We start from the raw sequence: 19327 nt of genomic DNA, 5'->3' as shown, positions 1-19327 counted from the left end.
TTCTGACTATTCGATACCCTTATGATTCGCATTATATTTTTTGATATTCTGCATAAATTCCGTACTTTCATCCCTGACTTTGTTTTGTTCTTCGTAATATCTGTCGATATCACTGAGATCATAGCGGGAATCGTCCAAAAGTCTTGAGCCAAAGAATTCAGCATAATAGTATTCAGGTTGCTCACTGAGTTTGGAATTCTGTTCATAGTTGTAGACCTTGTCAAGAGCACCGCTGTACAGCCATATAAGTCCGGCAACAACGGCTGCAATTCCGACCAGTATCGTGGAATTTGCTATTCTCTTTACCGTGGTAAGTCTGTTCATCTCTTCCTCAAGATGCTTATCCAGGGCATTCTTAAAATCTGTAGATATATTATCAGACTCGTCCAGTTGTTTCATACCAACTATAAGCGTGTAATAGATATCCAGCTCTTCATAGCAGTTTTTGCATGATCTGACATGCTTAATAAACTCTCTGAGTTCATCGTCAGGGAGTTTATTCTCAATAAACGCCATTATCTTTGACTGTGCTTCCAAACAATTCATATGATCCACCTAGTTAATCTCAAATGATCCATCATCCTGTGTGTTTTCAATCTTTCTTATGACCAGATAATACGGCTCACCCTTCTCTGGAACGACCTGGACTCTGTCGCCAACCTTGTGTCCCATGATCGCCCTGCCTATAGGTGATACGTTGCTCACCCTTCCGTCAAGCACATCAGCACGAACGCTTGTGACAACTCTGTATGTTTCCTCCTCGTCGTCATCCTCAAAATAAACGGTTACCGTGTTATCAATTCCAACCTCATCGTCTGCTGAGGTATCATCTATTATATCTGCAGTCCTGACAAGCCTGTCCAGATATCTGATCCTTCGCTCATTGGCATTCTTGTCTTTCTTTGCTGCATAATATTCAAAATTCTCACTGAGATCCCCCTGAGCTCTTGCCTCCTTTACGGCTTCAAGCTTCTCCTTCCTGACTACACATTTTCTATATTCGATCTCCTGTTCCATCTTTTCGATGTCTTTTTTTGTAAGCTGCTTACCCATATCGATACGCCTCCAAATCTAACGCAATACTTTATATATACTATCACAAAATCCATTCAAAGTAAAATGAGGTGTTGCTGCACTAGTTATCATGGCGGCTGCCTGTATCCAGTGCGGATACAGCCCTCATAAAAAATACCCGGCAACCACTGCATGCAGTAATTACCGGGTAAAGTGTATACGTTTAAATATATAACCAGAAATTAGTTGTTGATAAGCTTGTCTGACTCGTTGTTCCAGCTATAAAGTGCTCTGATCTGCTCTCCAACCTTCTCTGATGGATGCTCTGAAGCAAGCTTTCTCATAGCCTTGAAGTGAACCTGACGTCCTGCTGGCGACATGTCAAGGAGGAACTCCTTAGCAAATGAACCATCCTGGATGTCCTTAAGGATCTGCTTCATAGCCTTCTTTGTCTCTGCTGTAACGATCTTAGGACCTGTTATATAGTCACCGTACTCTGCTGTGTTAGAGATTGAATATCTCATTCCAGCGAATCCTGACTGGTAGATAAGGTCTACGATAAGCTTCATCTCATGGATACACTCGAAGTATGCGTTTCTTGGATCATAACCAGCCTCGCAAAGTGTCTCGAAACCAGCCTGCATAAGTGCACAAACACCACCACAAAGGACTGCCTGCTCACCGAAGAGGTCTGTCTCTGTCTCTGTTCTGAATGTTGTCTCAAGAACGCCGGCTCTTGCTCCACCGATTGCAAGTGCATATGCAAGTGCAAGGTCAAGTGCCTTACCTGTAGCATCCTGCTCTACAGCAACAAGACAAGGTGTACCCTTTCCTGCCTGGTACTCTGAACGTACTGTGTGTCCAGGTGCCTTTGGAGCGATCATTGTTACGTCAACATCCTTTGGTGGCTTGATACAACCGAAGTGAATGTTGAAACCATGAGCGAACATAAGCATGTTACCTGGCTCAAGGTTTGGCTCGATATCCTTCTTGTACATATCTGCCTGTAACTCATCGTTGATAAGAATCATAATTATATCAGCCTGCTTTGCAGCCTCAGCGGCTGTGTATACCTTAAATCCCTGTGCCTCAGCCTTAGCCCATGACTTGCTTCCCTCGTAAAGACCGATGATGACATTGCATCCTGACTCCTTAGCGTTGAGGGCATGTGCATGACCCTGACTACCATATCCTATGATTGCGATTGTCTTTCCATCAAGTAATGAAAGATTGCAATCCTGCTGATAATAAATCTTTGCTTCTGCCATTTCTTTAATCCTCCTAAATATGTATAAAATGACTTATATATTAACTACCACTTGGATAATTAAAAACGTGTTAACCTCTGATGAGACCTGTGAGACCTGTGCGTACAAGCTCAACTATCTCATGTCCATCGAGCAGTCTGAGGAACGCCTCACACTTGGTTGTTGTTCCCGTAAGTTCTATAATAACCGAATCTTTGGAAACGTCAACTATATTCGCTCTGAAAATATCTGCAACTGAGATAATATCCTTTCTCTCAGATGGATTTGCCTTGACCTTGACAAGTACAAGCTCTCTGCACACAGACTTGCCCGGCTCAAGTTCTACGATATCTACTACATCCTCAAGTTTGTTGAGCTGCTTTTTAATCTGGATGAGACTGGCTTCATCGCCACTAACCGCAACAGTCATTCTGGAATAAGCAGGATTCTCAGTCTCTCCTACTGTCACACTGTCAATGTTATAGCCTCTTCTACTGAACAGTCCTGACACTCTGCTCAAAACTCCTGATGTGTTGTCAACAAGCAGTGACAAAACAATATTACCCATCTATATGTACCACCTTTCAACTCGTCTCTTTAAAATGTACTAAATTATTATAGTTATAAACCACTTTAATGTCAATTTATAACGTGAATTTTGTAATTATTTTTATCTGTTATTTCTGATAATTTTTGTTGTGTATTTACAAATACCCCAAAACTTATAGTGAGATATCCGGATTTTTCCAAATATTTACTCTATGCCCAGAAGATTCTTGACTACAACCACGCAGTTTGCCGCATCCTCGGAATATCCATCCGCACCGATCTCCTCGGCGTAGCTCTCGGTTATAACTGCACCGCCTATAACAACTTTACTGTCCAGGCCATTCTCCTTCACAGCTTCAACAACATCCTTCATCTTGACCATGGTGGTTGTCATGAGGGCTGACAGTCCGATTATGCTGGCGTTATTATCCTTTGCCGCTTGTATTATCACATCACAAGGAACATCCTTGCCGAGATCTATAACATTAAATCCATAGTTTCTGAGCATAAGAACCACGAGGTTCTTACCTATATCATGTATATCGCCCTCAACTGTCGCCACGACTATGGTAGGCATATCAGAGCTGTCCTTGTCCTTCAGAACAAGTGGACTTATAACACCTATCGCCATCTCCATGGTCTCAGCACTTGATATGAGCTGTGGCAGGAAATATTTTTTCTTCTCGAAGAGTCGTCCAACCTCATTTATCGCACCTATCAGATCGTTATCTATGATGGACTGGGGATCAGCTCCGCTGTCAAGCACAGCGTGTACATCGTCAAGTATTGATCTCTTATTTCCCTTGAGAACATCTATGTATATCTGGCTTTTTCCCTCCAGATCAGATCCTGCTTTGCCGCCGGATGCACCCGCTCCCGGTGAGGCAAGCTCAAGAGGTTTGACATTCTCAATATAACGGACATCGCTCTCCTCCTTGAAAAGCAGCATATCAGAAGCAAATGCAGCATTCATGAGCATGGTCTGGGAAGGATTTGCTATAGCCATCGTAAGTCCACGAGAGATAGCCATGGTGAGGAATGCTGTATTTACAAACATTCTCTCAGGAAGTCCAAATGAAATGTTGGACAGACCACAGATGGTTGCAAGTCCGTTGTTATAACAGTAGTTTATGGTTTTCAGGCAGTTGATGGCAGCGTCCTTCTGGGCACCGACCGTTGCAACAAGTCCGTCCACAACCACATCATTCTTCGTAAATCCCATCTCATACGCAGTGCCAAGCACCGTGTTGATTATGTCCTCCTTCTCCTGTGGACTCTCCGGAAGCCCCTTATCCGACAGAGGAAGAAGAATAAACATAGCTCCGTACTTCTTTACAAGAGGCAGTATCTCTTCCATCTTCACCTTCTCAAGGGATACTGAATTGACAAGCGCACGTCCCGGATAGATACGAAGTGCCGCCTCAAGTACCTCTGGTGAGCTGGAATCAAGGCATAACGGAAGGTTTACAGCCTGCGATACCTGATATACTACCTTAAGCATCATATCTCTCTCATCGATACCATTCATACCGACATTGATATCAAGTATTGAAGCGCCTTTATCTACCTGCTCTTCGGCCATATTCATGACAAGCTCAAGAGATCCCTCCCTGAGCTCAGCCTGAAGCTTCTTCTTTCCAGTCGGGTTGATTCTCTCTCCAACAACCTTAAACGGAGCATCCAGATCTATTATGAGAGATGAACGCTCAGATGATATACATCTGACATGCTCTGAACTTATCTCAGGAACAGGCATCTTGGAAGCCATATCAGCAAGAGCCTTTATGTGTTCAGGTCTCGTACCGCAACAGCCACCAACCATTCCGGCCCCGGCCTCGATTATCATCTTCATATCTTCAGCAAATTCCTCAGGGGTCATCCGATATACGCTTTTATCATTTACAAGCTCCGGCATTCCGGCGTTCGGCTTTGCAAATACAGGGATAAATGCGATGCTCTTCATCTGTCTAACAAGCTCGACCATCTTATCAGGGCCTGTGGAACAGTTTACACCTATAGCTGCCACTCCAAGATTCTGAAGAACATTTACTGCTGTCACAGGATCGGTTCCATACAGGGTACGTCCATCCTCGTTGAATGTAAGGCTGGCGATTATAGGGAGATCTGACACTTCATTTGCCGCAATAACCGCAGCTCTGGTCTCAGCGAGGCTCATCATGGTCTCGACCACAAGCAGGTCACAACCACTCTCGTCTATGACCTTTATCTGTTCCTTATACACGTCGACCAGCTCTTCAAACTTCAGTTTTCCCATAGGATAGAGCATCTCGCCGGTCATGGTGATATCGCCCGCCACGAGGCCATGGCCTGCAGCCTTGACCGCTTCCTTAGACAATTCTACAAGTCTTCTGTTCATGTCCTCAAGATCATCGGCAAGCCCATACTCGTTGAGTTTTATCCTGTTACATGTAAAGGTTGGAGCATACAGAATATCTGTGCCGGCGTTCAGATATGCAACCTGGAGGTCAAACATTATCTGTGGACGTTCAAGTATCCATTTCTCGGGGCACACGCCAAGAGGCATGCCTGCATTCATAAGATTTGTTCCTGTGGCTCCATCAAGTATAAGTATCTTATCATCAAACAGTTTTCTGAAATCTGCCTTTTTCATGTCTTATCTCCTCGTACTCAGGCCTGATCCAGACCTTCATCAGTTATTTTTCCATCGCCGTCTGCGGCTGCTGTTGCCAGCATGTCACATCTCTCATTTCCAGGGTTGCCGGCATGACCTTTGACCCACAGGAATTCCACGTTGTGTGGTGCTTTTGCTGCAAGCAGACGTTCCCACAGATCCCGGTTTTTGACCGGTTCATTCTTGCCGCGCTTCCAGCCTTTTTTGATCCAGCCCTCTATCCAGTGCTGGTTAAATGCGTTGCACAGATACTGTGAATCTGAATACAATTTCACATTACATGGCTTTATAAGAGCCTCAAGCCCGACTATCGCCGCCATAAGCTCCATTCTATTGTTTGTTGTCTTTATATATCCCTGGCTGTATTCTCTCTCATGAAGCTGTCCCTTTGCATCGATAAACTGAAGAACAGCACCATATCCACCAGGTCCATTTGGATTGCCTCTGGCAGATCCATCAGTGTACAATATTACATCCATATATGATCTCCATAATTATATTTTCTGTATAAATGAGTCTATGATACGAACAAGTCTTCCTGACGCTTCATCGCCCGCCGCAATGATCTCCTCGTGCGAAAGCTCTCCGCCGAGGCCTGCAGCTTTGTTGCATATTGAGGAAAGACCTGCGACACGCATTCCCATATGTCTTGCAGCTATGGCTTCACATACAGTGCTCATTCCAACTGCATCTGCCCCCATTCCCGCAAACATTCTTATCTCTGCAGGAGTCTCATACTGAGGACCGGTGACCTGAATATATACACCCGACCTGAAATCAATATCATTTTCAGCAAATGCTTCTCTGATATAGCTATTCAGCTCCACATCGTAGACATGTGTCATATCGGGAAATCTCACACCCAATTTATTATAGTAACTGCAAATGAGTGGCGATGGTACAAATGTTGAAATGTGATCACTTATCATCATGATATCGCCCGGCTCAAGCTTCTCAGATATTCCGCCTGCAGCATTTGTGAGCAGAAGCTTATCTACACCAAGCAGCCCTATTACACGGACAGGCATGACAACCTGGCTCATATCGTATCCTTCATAATAATGGACCCGTCCCTGCATGATAAGGACCTTTTTCCCGTGGATACATCCGTATACGAAGCGGCCTCTGTGTCCTGCTACTGTAGATACAGGAAAATGTGGAATATCTCCGTAATCCACATACACAGGGTTCTCAATAACGTCCGCCATATGTCCCAGACCACTGCCCAGGATAAAGGCTATATCAGGAACATCTCCTATCGCATGTCTCAAATACGAGGCAGCCTCCGTCAACTGATCGTATGTTACCAAATCATCACCCCCATAATACAAAACAAGGTCAGGATATTATTCCTGACCAGGATCTATATAAGTTATAACGGAGACGGAGGGATTTGAACCCTCGCGCCGGTTGCCCGACCTACCGCATTTCGAGTGCGGACCCTTCAACCTCTTGGGTACGTCTCCAATTACACTTTAATAATAGCAGATGACAGGCATTCCGTCATATACTATATTAAACAACTGTTCTGCCGCGGATACAGGAAGATTTACACATCCATGGGATCCGCTGTTCTTGTATATATCACCGCCGAATGAACTTCTCCACGATGCATCATGGAATCCGATTCCCAGCTCGCCTATGAATGGCATCCAGTATGTTACAGGAGTCTCATAGTCATCGCCGATAAGCACAGCAGGTGTCTTCTTATACAGGATCGTATATACACCTTCAGGTGTTCTGTATTTGCCATTGTTTGCAAGGCTTCCGGTTACGCAGTCGGAATCCCACACAAGATTGCCGTCTACATATGCATATACATGCTGCTGGCCAAAATCACATTCGATATATGAATCACCGATATCATCGCCGCCATCGTGATAAACTGCAGCGTAGCAGTCAAACGGCGGTGTATGTGTTGTGGACTCTCCGGCTTCAAGAAGCTTCATGAGCTCTTCTGTCTCACCGTCCACATCGATCATCCAGCCATACCAGGTATTCGCCAGAGTGATGACATCACCATTATGAGTTCTGAAATTCCTCGGCACACCGTATGTATCGTATCTGCTTGCGATATTCTCGACATACTCACGCACCTTGTCTTCTGAGAATTTCCATTTCCCTTTTACGTTGCTGATCCAGTCGCCATATTCCTTGCTGGTAAGCTTCCATGACACCTGATCAATCTCATATGTAATGGTCATCTCAAGGATCTTTGCAAGATCCTTCTGCTCATTTACTATCTCTTCACTGTCGGCTGTGAGCTCAGGACTCTCGTATGCGTCACTTTCCGATACATCAAGCACGGATTCACCTTTAACAATCGCCTCATCTATTATACAGCATAATCTGTCAAAATCAAGATAATTTCCTTCAGAATCAGGAATAATTGTTGATTCTCCATCCTTGATCGTAACATAGGCATCTTCCGGTTTCTCCATCTTGGACTCGTCAAGACTGTCATAGCTCTTCAAAAGCTTCTCGAGAGCATCCTTGTCATACGACGCTGAATAGTAAAGGTCATAATCTTTTCTCTTTAGCATGTAATAAGGCCAGAGAAAACCATTTTGTTCGCTTATGATCTTCTTGGCTGTTATATTCGGCTTTATATCAAGCGATATATCTTCTGGTTTTATGACATGTTCCTCACCGCCCCTGAGCTTGAGTGTGAGGGAATAATCCTGTATGTAACTCTCTATGTATGCATCGACATCATCAAGTGAGTAAAACGAATAGTCTATATCATTGATGTATGTCTTGTAGTTGTAATGGAACATGAACCATATCGATATAACTATATATGTACATACGACCACCGCTCCAAATATAGCCGCTGTGATCTTCAAAGCTCTATGAGTCTTTTTTGCAGACTTGTCATCCGGTTCGTCCGCTTCATCAGAAGCTTCATTATCTGGGAATATCGGTATCCCTGCTCCATCGGGAATGGCTGCATCCGATGCCGCAGTCTCCGGTTTGGTCTCTGTCCCCCCGAATATTGTCTCTTCAGCAACTATCTCTTCAGCGGCATCAGTGTTCACATTATCTTTATCTATATTGTTATCATCTGTGTTATTGTTCATAAAATCACGCTCTTCCCCTTCACACATAATTCCATGCGAACTTACATCCAACATACATAATATTATATGCTATATTACTATAATTCAACACTTAATTATGTTTAAATATAAGAGGCTAACGCACTGTTATCTGGACAAATTGATGGTCACCAGATCCGGTTCGTTATTAACTCTGATTCGGATAGTGTGAAGTCCGAGTCCTGCACAGACTATCATATTATGTCCATCGCAGGAATATAACCCCTTATAGTACTTTGGAAACAGTCTGATCATAGGCGATATCACGCCTCCGAGAAATGGCAGAATCACAAGTCCACCATGTACATGGCCGGATACAGTAAGATCAGCGCCCCATCGGGAATATTCTTCAAAATAATCGGGATCATGTCCTATAAGTATATTGTAATCGGATCTGCTTATCGGTGGAAGTTCATTCAGCAGATACTCTTCATCCATATCGAGCTTTTTGAATCTTCTGTAATATTCCGTCTTCATGTCAAGTCCGTATATCGTGACATTGTATTCATCAAGATGAACACTTTCATTTATAAGCCAGGTGATGTTATCTTTTGTTCCTTCATATAACCTGTTCCACATATCACCATATTTTTCATATATGGATACGCGCATCTCATGATTTCCTTTTCCCATATACACAGGAAAACGCTTGCCAAGTTCATTCAGAAAATGTATACCTATATCTACTGTAAGTCCCGGCTTTCCGACTATTATATCCCCCGCCACCAGTATGAAATCCGGATTGATCTTTTCTATACAGCTTATAAGCTTCTCGTTGTCCTTTCCAAATTCCGCATTGTGGAGATCTGATATCATGACTATCCGGGCTTTTTTTCTTATTCTCCTGTCATGCAGTTGATAATTTGAAAACGAGATTCTTCTGTTTTCGCGGTAACTCTCTATCAAAACATTAACAAGCGTTATAATGCATAGTACGATAACTACAACTAAAAAAATCTTCATGTATTTAACCTCAATATGTAAATTGTAACTTGAGCACTTTAACGAAAGCGTACTTCATACTCATGGAATTAACCTTCTCCGCCGCATATATCGGCACTGAACCGATGCACCTCTCGCCAATATAATAGCTCATCTTTCCAAGCTCTTCACCACTGTCAACCGGGGCAGTCAGTGGATCTCTCATCTCCAGTTTCTTCTTCACATCCTCCGCGTGTTCTCCCGCAAGCAAGATCCCGGTGAATTGTGAGTCGGTCTTAATTGTAACACAACTTTCGGTGCCATTGTCTATGGAAATCTCTTTTTCCTGAAGAATATTCAGATCTGTATATTTCTGGCACATCGAATATCCATAATCAAGCAGCCTGCAGGCGTCTTTGTTTCTGATATCCTTTGTATCAGCTCCCATGATGACAGCAATAAGCTGTATGCCGTCCCTCTCAGCAGTCGCCGACATGCAATATTTTGCGGTATTTGTGAAACCTGTCTTAAGGCCGGTTGCTCCTGTATACATATTCAAAAATTTATTTGTGTTGACGAGATCAAACTGACTCTCGCCCCTTCGTGTTTTATGTATGATCGAATCCATCCATATGCCTGAATAATCAAATATGGCAGGATATTTTGTTATGAGTTCTCTGGACATTATGGAGATATCCCGTGCTGACATTTTATGTCCATCCGCATCCAAGCCACACGCATTTTTGAAACTTGCATTTGTCATCCCCAGCTCAGCAGCCCTCTCATTCATCTTTTTCACAAACGCTTCTTCGCTTCCGGCAACCTTTTCCGCCATGGCAACAGCCGCATCGTTTCCGGATGCAATTATAATACACTTTATCATATCTTCAACAGTCTGTTCTTCTCCTGCCTCAAAGAAGCATTGCGATCCGCCCATGGACGCAGCATGTTCACTCACAGTTACAATATCATCAAGAGTCATTTGTCCGGCCCCTATCGCCTCAAAAGCCAGAAGAAGCGTCATAACCTTTGTAACCGAAGCCGGAGCCATGGCTTCATCACAGTTTTTTTCAAATAACACCTGACCTGTGGATGCCTCAACGAGTATACAGCTTGGAGATTCCACCTCCAGAACTTCTGTCTGGTCTGCCGCCTGAGTCTCTGTCTGTTCCTCTGCATATACCATAAGATTCGTACCATTTGTGTTTGCAAATATGATAAAGATGAGTACCGTTATAACAGATAATCTTCTGATATTTTTCTTCCTGCCCATCTTTTTTCTATCCGGAAAATGCAGCATACAACTCCTCTTTCAGTTTCTGTTTATATATTATATTATGCATTTATCCGGCAATATGACTTTTTATCCCACCAATATAGTATTATTTTCTTTATTTTGTAAAGTTTTTCTGATATAATCAATGGCTAGAAAAAAGGAGGACATGTTTCATGAGTATGAAATTAGTTAAACGAGTACCAACTGGCGATGAGATCAAGGAACTATACCCTCTTTCAAGCGAGTTGAAAGCCATCAAAGCCAGAAGAGATGAAGAGATCAGAAAAATTTTCGTAGGCGATGATGACCGATTTATATTTATCATCGGACCTTGTTCAGCAGATAATGAGGATGCTGTTTGCGATTATCAGAATCGTCTTGCAAAGGTTGCAGATGAAGTTAAGGATAAGATACTGGTCATTCCACGTATATATACTAACAAGCCAAGAACTACTGGTGATGGTTACAAAGGAATGCTCCATCAGCCTGATCCTACAAAGGCATCAGACATGCTCGAGGGCCTTTACGCCATCAGAAAAATGCATATAAGAGCTATCAGGGAGACAGGACTCACCGCTGCTGATGAGATGCTTTATTCAGAAAACTGGCAGTATGTAGATGATATCCTCTCTTACGTTGCCATAGGCGCACGTTCTGTTGAGGATCAGCAGCACAGACTTACCGCAAGTGGAATGGATGTTCCTGTAGGTATGAAGAATCCTACAAGTGGTGACTACAACGTTATGATGAATTCCTGTATAGCAGGACAGCATCACCACACATTCCTCTATTCTGGATGGGAGGCACATACAGACGGAAATCCTTTGACACATTGTATATTGAGAGGTGCACTGAATAAGCATGGACAGTCTATATCCAATTATCACTATGAGGATCTCAGGCTCCTTGCTGACACATACAAGAAGTTCAACCTCGTAAATCATGCATGTATAGTTGATGCCAACCACAATAATTCTGGCAAGAAATTTATTGAACAGCCAAGAATTGTCAAAGAGATAATCCACAGCAGGAATTACGATTCTGAGATCAAGAATCTTGTAAAGGGTGTTATGGTTGAGAGTTATATTGAGGATGGCAACCAGCCAGTAGATGGTGGATGCTATGGTAAGTCTATCACAGATCCTTGTCTTGGATGGGATAAGACAGAGAGACTTCTCAAAGAAGTTGCTGATCTTCTGTAAAAAATACATTTTAAGCCTGCGCGCTTATACAATTACACGTGCTGTGCTTATACAACAAAAGAAAACCGGCGGATCTATCATGATACCACCGGTTTTCTTTATTTATCTGTCAGGCCGAAGCCTCGCAGAGTTTGACGAGTATGCATCTTCCCAAAGACACATCTCCCATCATCTTATATTTACTTGTAGTATACGCATACATCGGATCGACAACTCTTCTCAAAAGTCTCGAAAGAACTGGAACTGTAAATACATATTTAACCTTATACTCCCTGTCCGAATCCTCTGTTAATCTGGCAACATGATCCCTTATATCTATGTAGAACACCCCACTATCATTGCCGATAACATTGAACTGAAGACAACAATCATCAATATCCGCCAATTCCAAAGAACTGAGAACGCCGTCGATACACTCCACGCATTCTTTATACGTCATATAAACACCCAATCTTATAAGAACTCGAAATCTGCATCCTCATCGCCATCGCCGATAAGTGCCTGATTACGCTTAACACCCTCTTCAACTTCTCCGACGATAAGCTCTTCTTCCTCTTCCTCCTGAGCAACCTGAGCACTCTTACCTGTGAATGCTGCCGGCTTTGGCTCTGCCTCTGGAGCAGCCTTTGGTGTCATCTTGAGCTTCTGAGGTGCATCTCCGCCCTGCGACTTCATCTTAAGCTTTGTTATAGGATCCGCCTCAACTGCAGCTTCAACCTTATTTGCAGCCTCAGCAACCTTTGCACTTGATCCGCTCTTGAGTGTCTCCATCTCTTCCTTGAGCTTGGCAAGCTCAGCCTTTGCATTTGCGATAACCTCGTTAGCCTTCTTCTTAGCGTCGTTTATTATCTTGTTAGCCTCAGCATTTGCTGCGTTGGCTTCCTTCTTGGAACCAGGAGCAGCCTGCTCGAGCTGCTTCTCAAGCTCATAAATCTTTACGCTGTTCTCCATAAGGTTCTTCTTTGACACTTCGTTCTCTGACTCAAGAGCTGCATACTTTGTCTCAAGTTCTGCATAATCTTCTGCAACTGAGCGCAGGAAGCTGTTAACCTCATCCTTATTATATCCAAAAAGTCCTTTTTTAAAGGTTTTAGATTCAATCTGATCCTTTGTCATTGTATAGTTCTCCTTTTCAGTATTAGTTCTCTCTATAATATTATCCTTTGCATATAGAAACTCCACTTGTAATTATATTAACAAATATTCATTTTTTCAACAATATTGTTGGATTTTATAAAATTTTCCCAATATATTACAATTTTTTCGGCAAATCATGGATATATTACAATTCATTACTGTCAAGTAATATGGTAAATGGCCCATCATTGGACAGATCCACTTTCATATCTGCGCCAAATTCTCCATGTTCCACCACAGGAACAAACTCACGGCATCTTTCAATTATATACTCATACATCTCATTGGCCATATCAGGCGCTCCTGCACCAGTAAATGATGGTCTGTTGCCCTTCCTGCAGTCTGCGCACAAGGTAAACTGTGAAACGATCAGGAGTTGGCCGTTTACACTGTTTATGTCAAGATTTGTCTTGCCATTTTCGTCGGCAAATATCCTCATCTTCACAAGCTTGTTTATCATCTTGTCAGCAATCTCTTTGGTATCCGAATCGTATACTCCGACAAAAACCAGAAAACCTTTCTGTATGCTGCCGATCACTTTGCCATCCACCTCTACTGATGCGTGATTTACACGCTGTATTACAAATTTCATTTTATTTTACGGATCCTTTCATAATCTTTTTACAGACTATTTTACCAGCAATATCATTTTGACAGCTATTTGCCGGTTGTACTATCTGTCCGACATGCTTATCGCTTCAACTGCAACGCTGCCACCTCTTACAACCTCTATCCTGTTAGGGAAGCTCTCCTTGAACAGCTTTATGGCATTGTCGTTCTTTGCATCAGTCTGAACACACTCAACAAGCACTGATTTCTTATTGTAGTCAGTGATCTTGTAGCCAAATGCATTTGCAATTCGGAACACCTCGTCCTTATCTTCATTTGAGCAGCTATTGACCTTGACATATAAGATCTCGTTGTTGTGGATTGCAATATCTGTGTAGTCGACGACCTTGATAACCTCAACACTTCTATTGAGCTGCTTTTTCACCTGCTCAAATGTCCTGTCATCACTGGTGAAACCGATGGTCATTCTGGATATTGTCTCATCCTCGGTTACTCCAACGGTTATAGTATCTATATTGTATGATTTGCTTGAAAACAAACCTGAAATTCTTGCAAGTACACCTACCTCATTCTCTACGAACAGGCATATCCATCTCTTCTTTACGCTCATTCTATATACCCCTTTCATCTGGATAATATACAAATCTATATATGTACATTCTATTACCAATATAAAATCAATTTATCAATATCAGCAGTCAAGTATCATGTCATTCAGTGACTTTCCACCCGGAACCATAGGAAATACGTTGGCCGTAGGATCGATGAAGAATTCTATAACTGTAGGTCCGTTTGTATTTGCCCTGGCAGCCTCAAATGCCGGCCTGATTTCCTCAGGCTTTGTAACTCTGATGCCCTTTGCATCATAGCTCTCTGCCAGTTTTACAAAGTCAGGAGAATACTTTGGACAGCATTTATCCGGATTCTGACAGTCTCTGTTGCATCTTCTTCTGTATCTGAGACATGTACTGCTGTATCTCTTATTGAAGAACAGCTCCTGCCACTGGCGTACATTGCCGAGATAGCCGTTGTTCAGTATACAGAGGGTAACAGGAAGCTCAAGCGCAACAGCTGTAGCCATCTCCTGAATGTTCATCTGGACTCCGCCGTCTCCGGATATACAGATAACATCTTTATCCATGTTGCCAAGCTTTGCGCCTATGGCAGCAGGAAATCCATAACCCATGGTTCCAAGACCTCCAGAAGTTAAGAGCTGTTTGTTCTCGTCTATATCAATGTACTGCGTTGTCCAGAGCTGATTCTGTCCAACATCAGTTGTAACGATGAGATTGCTGTACATATCGTTTATGGTTCTGATGATAGCCTCAGGGGTCACACCATCATATCTGTTCATGTTGATAGGATACTCAGCCTTGACATTCATAATGTCATCCACCCAGCCTTTGATATCAAGAGGTTCTGCATATTCAAGCATCTTGGATATGGCAACCTTGGCATCAGCAACGATAGGTATATCTACCTTTATATTTCTTGATATGGACGCTGCATCTATATCAACATGTATGATCTTGGCATTCTTGGCAAATGTATCTATAGTACCTGTTATTCGGTCGTTAAATCTACATCCGATGGAGAAAAGTACATCGCTCTCCATGATAGCTTTGTTGGATGCCAAGTTACCATGCATACCGATGTTACCTACATACAGTGGATGATCTGTAGGTATCGCACCTTTTCCCATGATGGTTGTGACTACAGGGATACCTGTCTTCTCCGCAAGCTGCTGCATCTCTTTTCTTGCATGGGCGATATTTACACCACCGCCACAAAGGAACACAGGCTTCTTTGCATTCTTAAGCTCCGCAAGGGCTCTCTTGATCTGTCCGACATGTACGCCCTCTGAAGGCTTGTAACCTCTGATATTTACCTCTGATGGATACTCGTCACTTCCCATGGCAAGCTGTATATCCTTAGGAATATCAACAACTACAGGACCCGGCTTTCCGGTTCTTGCTATGTAAAAAGCATTTTTAATGATCCTTGCAAGATCCTCTCTCTTTCTTACTGTGACTGCGTACTTGCATATGCTTCTTGTGATCCCTACTATGTCAACCTCCTGAAAAGCATCATTTCCAATAAGGTTCAACGGAACCTGTCCTGTAAAACATACCAGTGGCACACTGTCGTAGTTGGCTGTGGCAATTCCTGTTACAAGGTTTGTCGCACCCGGACCGCTTGTTACCAGACACACTCCAACTCTTCCTGTTGAACGTGCATATCCGTCCGCTGCATGAACAAGTGCCTGCTCGTGTCTTGGAAGTATCATATCAATACCTTCTGCATCATACAACGCATCAAACAGGTCTATCGCTGTTCCACCAGGGTATGCGAACAGAGTGTCTACTCCCTCTTCCTGCAACGCTTTTACAAACATCTTTGCTCCATTGATCTCCATATCTTATACCTCCTGTAAAGTTCATGATAATCTAAACTTACGCCTCGGAATGTATATATGCACCCCTTGCATAGAAAAAGCCCTAAGCGCAACTGTTTTACGCTTAGGGCGAATATGTTCATATCCGTGGTACCACCTAAATTCAGACAAATGTCTGCACTCATCAGATACTATAATAAATTATCACTGTAATCATTATTAATATCTTATTCCTGTAACGGGGAAAACCGTTGAAACCTACTCGACAACAGCCGACAAATATGTATGCTGCAATCTTTCAATCCACTGCTCGAAGGCTACCTTCCACACATTCCTGATGAAGACTCTCACCACCGTCTTCTCTCTGTTGATCGGGGGGATGCATGTACTCCTCCTCGTCATAGCATTTGACTATTTCCCGGTCGTTTTACGACCCTTAGATGTGATTATTTTATCATTAACATGAAGATGTGTCAACGATTCTTTTACTTGCCCGCCAGCAGTTCAAACCAGAACACATCATAACCTGCCGCAGCGGCAACTCTCTGGGAGGCTATATGGGACATGCCAGTTCCATAATATGGTATCCTGCCACTTCTGAGTATATCCATAGTGAGTTCAGATACCAGCGATGTACCCACATGCCTTCCCTCAGCATCTTGAACAACATTTATACCAATCTGCCAGAAGTCGTCACTGTCAGCGCTTGCGCCAGCCATACCAATAATCTCACCATCTGATACAGCAGCCACAGCCAGCACATCAGGAGTGTTATCATCAAAGCAAAATGCTTCATTCCATCTGTCATCTCCTTTGAATTGCAGGATCTCATCCCCCGTATACCTGACAAGGTTAAAATCTTCTTTAAACTTCGAATCAATCAGTTTATCTGTAGTATCTTTTCTCACTGCCTGTTCGCTCAGTTCCGTCGGAAGGTAAAATGGGTGGGCAGATTTCAATTTACATCCGTAGCTGGAAAGAATACTGTCAAGCTCACGAAATTTCTCTATATCCATGAACCATTTGCCAGATGCATTCTCATAGCGTTTTCTGCATTCATCTACAATCTCTCTACGACCGGTAAATAACAGCTTGCCATTTACCACAGCTATTTTGAGTGGGCACTTTTCCTGTCCTTTGAACCGTCTTTGTCCTTCTATCTGTCTGTATTCAGAAAATATATTGTCACTGGAATATATATCAGCCGCATCACAGCAGTAATCCCTGGCCAGCTGATCATACAGTGAATTCTTCATCTTTCCACACAGCCAATGTTTTCTCGTCATAATATTCGTATGTCCTATCCGGATTTCATTCAAAAGAGGCACATCCACTTCATCACAGGTATGATGAAACACAAATCCAAGCTTTTCCTGTACTATGCGGGACTTGGAATTGCCATCGTAGTAACCGCACCATATTGTTCTCATGCCCAGATCAAGAAATCCATGTTCTATGAGTCTCCTGGCCGCCTCCGGTGCGTATTCGTTGCCCCAGTGAGGCTTTCCTATCCAGTATCCGAGTTCACATTCGTCATCGCGGTCTGTCATATCTGTCCTTCCGTTTAACAGTAATTCAATGGCTCCGACAACCAGGCCGCTGTCCTTCAGACACACAGCATAACACTCCGGCCCATTAAATACATTCCGTATCACATCAAGGCTGTACTCCCTGCTCTCATGCACTGGCCAGCCAGCTATAGGTCCCACATCAGGGGCACTTGCATATTCAAATAATATATCTGCGTCACTCTCCTGCCAGTGACGTAATATTAACCTATTAGTTTCTAAAATCAAATCATATATCCCCTTTCATATAAGACTTTCTTTTTCTGATACGTCTATTCTAAATTATATATGCCACTGAATGTCGCACCCACTGTTTAGCTAATTCAGCCTTTTTACCTCAGTCTGTGCTTTCCCAGTTTTTCACTATCCTCAGATATTTGCCGAGATTGATAAAAGATCTAACGATCTCGTCCACTATGACTGCAAGAAAGACACCTGCTATTCCAAGCTTAAGGACAAACACGAACAAAAGTGCCACAGAAACCACCCACAACGTGCCAAACAACTGTGTTATGAGCATCCATATCGTGTTGCCACTGCCCCTGATCGCATTGCCAACAACTATGTTTGCTGATTTTGCGAAAAGATTGATGCTGATAAAGATCAGATATATCCCACACGATGCAATTATACTCTTGTCGTTGGTGAAAAGTGATATGATCTGCTGTGGAAACGCAAGACAGACACCGAGTGTGATGATTCCAACTACTATACACAAGCCATACGCACAGACACATACACCCTTGTATTTACCCAGATCATTGTTTCCTTTTGCCTCACCGGTTAGTGTCATTGTACCGTTTCCTATCGCTCCAATGATGACAACCGCCAGAACTTCAACACTGAATATGATGGAATAAATTCCGGCAGCCATCTCATTTATGGCGTTGAGAATCCTTATAAGCAGCAGATTGCCAAGATTCCATGCAAAATCCTCAAGAGCTGTGTTCACTCCCAGCTTTGCCGACAAAAGATACGGCTTTATATGTGCCTTTACTACCCATTTCATAGATGGTTTAGTGTTAAGTTTCTTGCTTGATACCACGAATATCACTGCAAATATAAGTCCAGAGTACTCCGCTATTGTCGTCGCTATGGCTGCACCCTTTATCCCCATGGCTGGAAACCCAAATCTTCCAAATATCATAACCCAGTCAAGGAGTATATTTACACCAGATCTTAATATTCCATATACAACAAGTGGTTTGGTATAGTTTGATGTCTGGAGTATGACGCTGAATGCACCGCCCAGTCCTGTTATCAAAAATACGGGCGCATAATACCTGGAATAATCAAGACACATCGGCATCAGGCCATCTGACACACCCATGAGTCTGAATACAAATTCAGCGCAGAATGTCCAGAAGAAAAATAACAGTATCGGTATGATATTATTGTATTTCACCATGGCACCGGAGTATTCCTCTATGTGTTCGGTATCTCCTGCACCAACACCCTGACTTATCAGTATAGACGCTCCTGTCACGATGGAGAAACAGAACGACATGGTGGTCCACATCGGTGAAGTCACATTGCCAAGTGCGCTCATGTACATGCTGTTTACGTGTCCTAAAAATATTCTATCTATAAGCATCTGAAGCTGTGATATCAGATTGCTCAGCATGATCGGAACCGCAATATTTAACAGTCCCGGAAGGTATTTTTTGTTAGTCTTTATTAAAGTGTTTTTCATTGCA

The 19327-nt window shown here is 42.9% G+C and carries 18 protein-coding genes, 1 tRNA gene and 1 other annotated feature; of the genes, 1 reads left to right on the top strand and 18 read right to left on the bottom strand.

Annotated elements, in window-relative coordinates:
- Window positions 1–6: 6 nt before the first annotated feature.
- The 11 genes from ARA78_RS02865 to ARA78_RS02815 form a co-directional block, all read right to left on the bottom strand.
- A complete protein-coding gene (locus ARA78_RS02865; RefSeq protein ID WP_022216444.1) occupies window positions 7–546 on the bottom strand; it encodes an anti-sigma factor family protein in 540 nt (179 codons plus the stop codon).
- A 9-nt stretch (window positions 547–555) separates the two neighbouring features.
- Window positions 556–1053: a transcription elongation factor GreA gene (greA, locus tag ARA78_RS02860; protein ID WP_015534956.1), complete on the bottom strand. Its 498-nt coding sequence runs from the start codon at window positions 1051–1053 to the stop codon at window positions 556–558.
- Between the two features lie 203 nt (window positions 1054–1256).
- Complete coding sequence (gene ilvC / locus ARA78_RS02855) at window positions 1257–2282, bottom strand: ketol-acid reductoisomerase (RefSeq protein WP_015534957.1); 1026 nt, start codon at window positions 2280–2282, stop codon at window positions 1257–1259.
- 70 nt (window positions 2283–2352) lie between these two features.
- Window positions 2353–2829, bottom strand: coding sequence for an acetolactate synthase small subunit (gene ilvN, locus ARA78_RS02850; protein WP_015534958.1), 477 nt, complete (start codon window positions 2827–2829; stop codon window positions 2353–2355).
- Between the two features lie 186 nt (window positions 2830–3015).
- The gene (locus ARA78_RS02845; RefSeq protein ID WP_022216443.1) at window positions 3016–5442 is read right to left on the bottom strand and encodes a homocysteine S-methyltransferase family protein; all 2427 of its coding nucleotides are present in this window, start codon (window positions 5440–5442) and stop codon (window positions 3016–3018) included.
- A gap of 17 nt (window positions 5443–5459) precedes the next feature.
- Window positions 5460–5942 carry a ribonuclease HI gene (rnhA, locus tag ARA78_RS02840; RefSeq protein WP_022216442.1) on the bottom strand — a complete coding sequence of 161 codons (483 nt, stop codon included), beginning with the start codon at window positions 5940–5942 and terminating at the stop codon, window positions 5460–5462.
- A 15-nt stretch (window positions 5943–5957) separates the two neighbouring features.
- Entirely contained in the window at window positions 5958–6773 is an 816-nt protein-coding gene (locus ARA78_RS02835) for a purine-nucleoside phosphorylase (protein WP_242849647.1), read from the bottom strand.
- Window positions 6774–6841: 68 nt separating this feature from the next.
- A tRNA-Ser gene (locus ARA78_RS02830) sits at window positions 6842–6929 on the bottom strand.
- A 9-nt stretch (window positions 6930–6938) separates the two neighbouring features.
- The gene (locus tag ARA78_RS02825) at window positions 6939–8543 is read right to left on the bottom strand and encodes a L,D-transpeptidase family protein (protein ID WP_055279944.1); all 1605 of its coding nucleotides are present in this window, start codon (window positions 8541–8543) and stop codon (window positions 6939–6941) included.
- A 126-nt stretch (window positions 8544–8669) separates the two neighbouring features.
- Entirely contained in the window at window positions 8670–9524 is an 855-nt protein-coding gene (locus tag ARA78_RS02820; protein ID WP_055222678.1) for a metallophosphoesterase, read from the bottom strand.
- Window positions 9525–9534: 10 nt separating this feature from the next.
- Entirely contained in the window at window positions 9535–10755 is a 1221-nt protein-coding gene (locus tag ARA78_RS02815) for a D-alanyl-D-alanine carboxypeptidase family protein (RefSeq protein ID WP_242849646.1), read from the bottom strand.
- 176 nt (window positions 10756–10931) lie between these two features.
- Here ARA78_RS02815 and ARA78_RS02810 point away from each other — a divergent pair, with 176 nt between their 5' ends.
- Window positions 10932–11960, top strand: coding sequence for a 3-deoxy-7-phosphoheptulonate synthase (locus ARA78_RS02810; protein ID WP_022216437.1), 1029 nt, complete (start codon window positions 10932–10934; stop codon window positions 11958–11960).
- A 109-nt stretch (window positions 11961–12069) separates the two neighbouring features.
- Here ARA78_RS02810 and ARA78_RS02805 read toward each other — a convergent pair whose 3' ends face one another.
- The 7 genes from ARA78_RS02805 to ARA78_RS02770 all read right to left on the bottom strand — a co-directional run bounded on the left by ARA78_RS02805 (window position 12070) and on the right by ARA78_RS02770 (window position 19323).
- On the bottom strand, window positions 12070–12399 hold the full coding sequence (locus ARA78_RS02805; protein WP_055144410.1) for a hypothetical protein: 330 nt from the start codon (window positions 12397–12399) through the stop codon (window positions 12070–12072).
- 14 nt (window positions 12400–12413) lie between these two features.
- The gene (locus tag ARA78_RS02800; protein ID WP_055279942.1) at window positions 12414–13076 is read right to left on the bottom strand and encodes a DivIVA domain-containing protein; all 663 of its coding nucleotides are present in this window, start codon (window positions 13074–13076) and stop codon (window positions 12414–12416) included.
- Between the two features lie 166 nt (window positions 13077–13242).
- The gene (gene dtd / locus ARA78_RS02795) at window positions 13243–13689 is read right to left on the bottom strand and encodes a D-aminoacyl-tRNA deacylase (protein ID WP_022216435.1); all 447 of its coding nucleotides are present in this window, start codon (window positions 13687–13689) and stop codon (window positions 13243–13245) included.
- 81 nt (window positions 13690–13770) lie between these two features.
- Entirely contained in the window at window positions 13771–14295 is a 525-nt protein-coding gene (ilvN, locus tag ARA78_RS02790; protein WP_082418044.1) for an acetolactate synthase small subunit, read from the bottom strand.
- Between the two features lie 63 nt (window positions 14296–14358).
- On the bottom strand, window positions 14359–16083 hold the full coding sequence (gene ilvB / locus ARA78_RS02785) for a biosynthetic-type acetolactate synthase large subunit (protein ID WP_055222683.1): 1725 nt from the start codon (window positions 16081–16083) through the stop codon (window positions 14359–14361).
- A gap of 101 nt (window positions 16084–16184) precedes the next feature.
- Window positions 16185–16473 (bottom strand) — a binding site (T-box leader).
- Window positions 16474–16547: 74 nt separating this feature from the next.
- Entirely contained in the window at window positions 16548–17858 is a 1311-nt protein-coding gene (locus ARA78_RS14180) for a GNAT family N-acetyltransferase (RefSeq protein WP_082423592.1), read from the bottom strand.
- 109 nt (window positions 17859–17967) lie between these two features.
- Window positions 17968–19323, bottom strand: coding sequence for an MATE family efflux transporter (locus ARA78_RS02770; RefSeq protein ID WP_055144404.1), 1356 nt, complete (start codon window positions 19321–19323; stop codon window positions 17968–17970).
- Window positions 19324–19327: the final 4 nt, after the last annotated feature.

Origin of the sequence: Coprococcus eutactus (genome assembly GCF_001404675.1) — a bacterium.
GTDB classification, from domain to species: domain Bacteria; phylum Bacillota; class Clostridia; order Lachnospirales; family Lachnospiraceae; genus Coprococcus; species Coprococcus aceti.
Note: the sequence above shows the minus strand (reverse complement) of the source record. Positions and strands in the feature narration are given on the sequence as shown.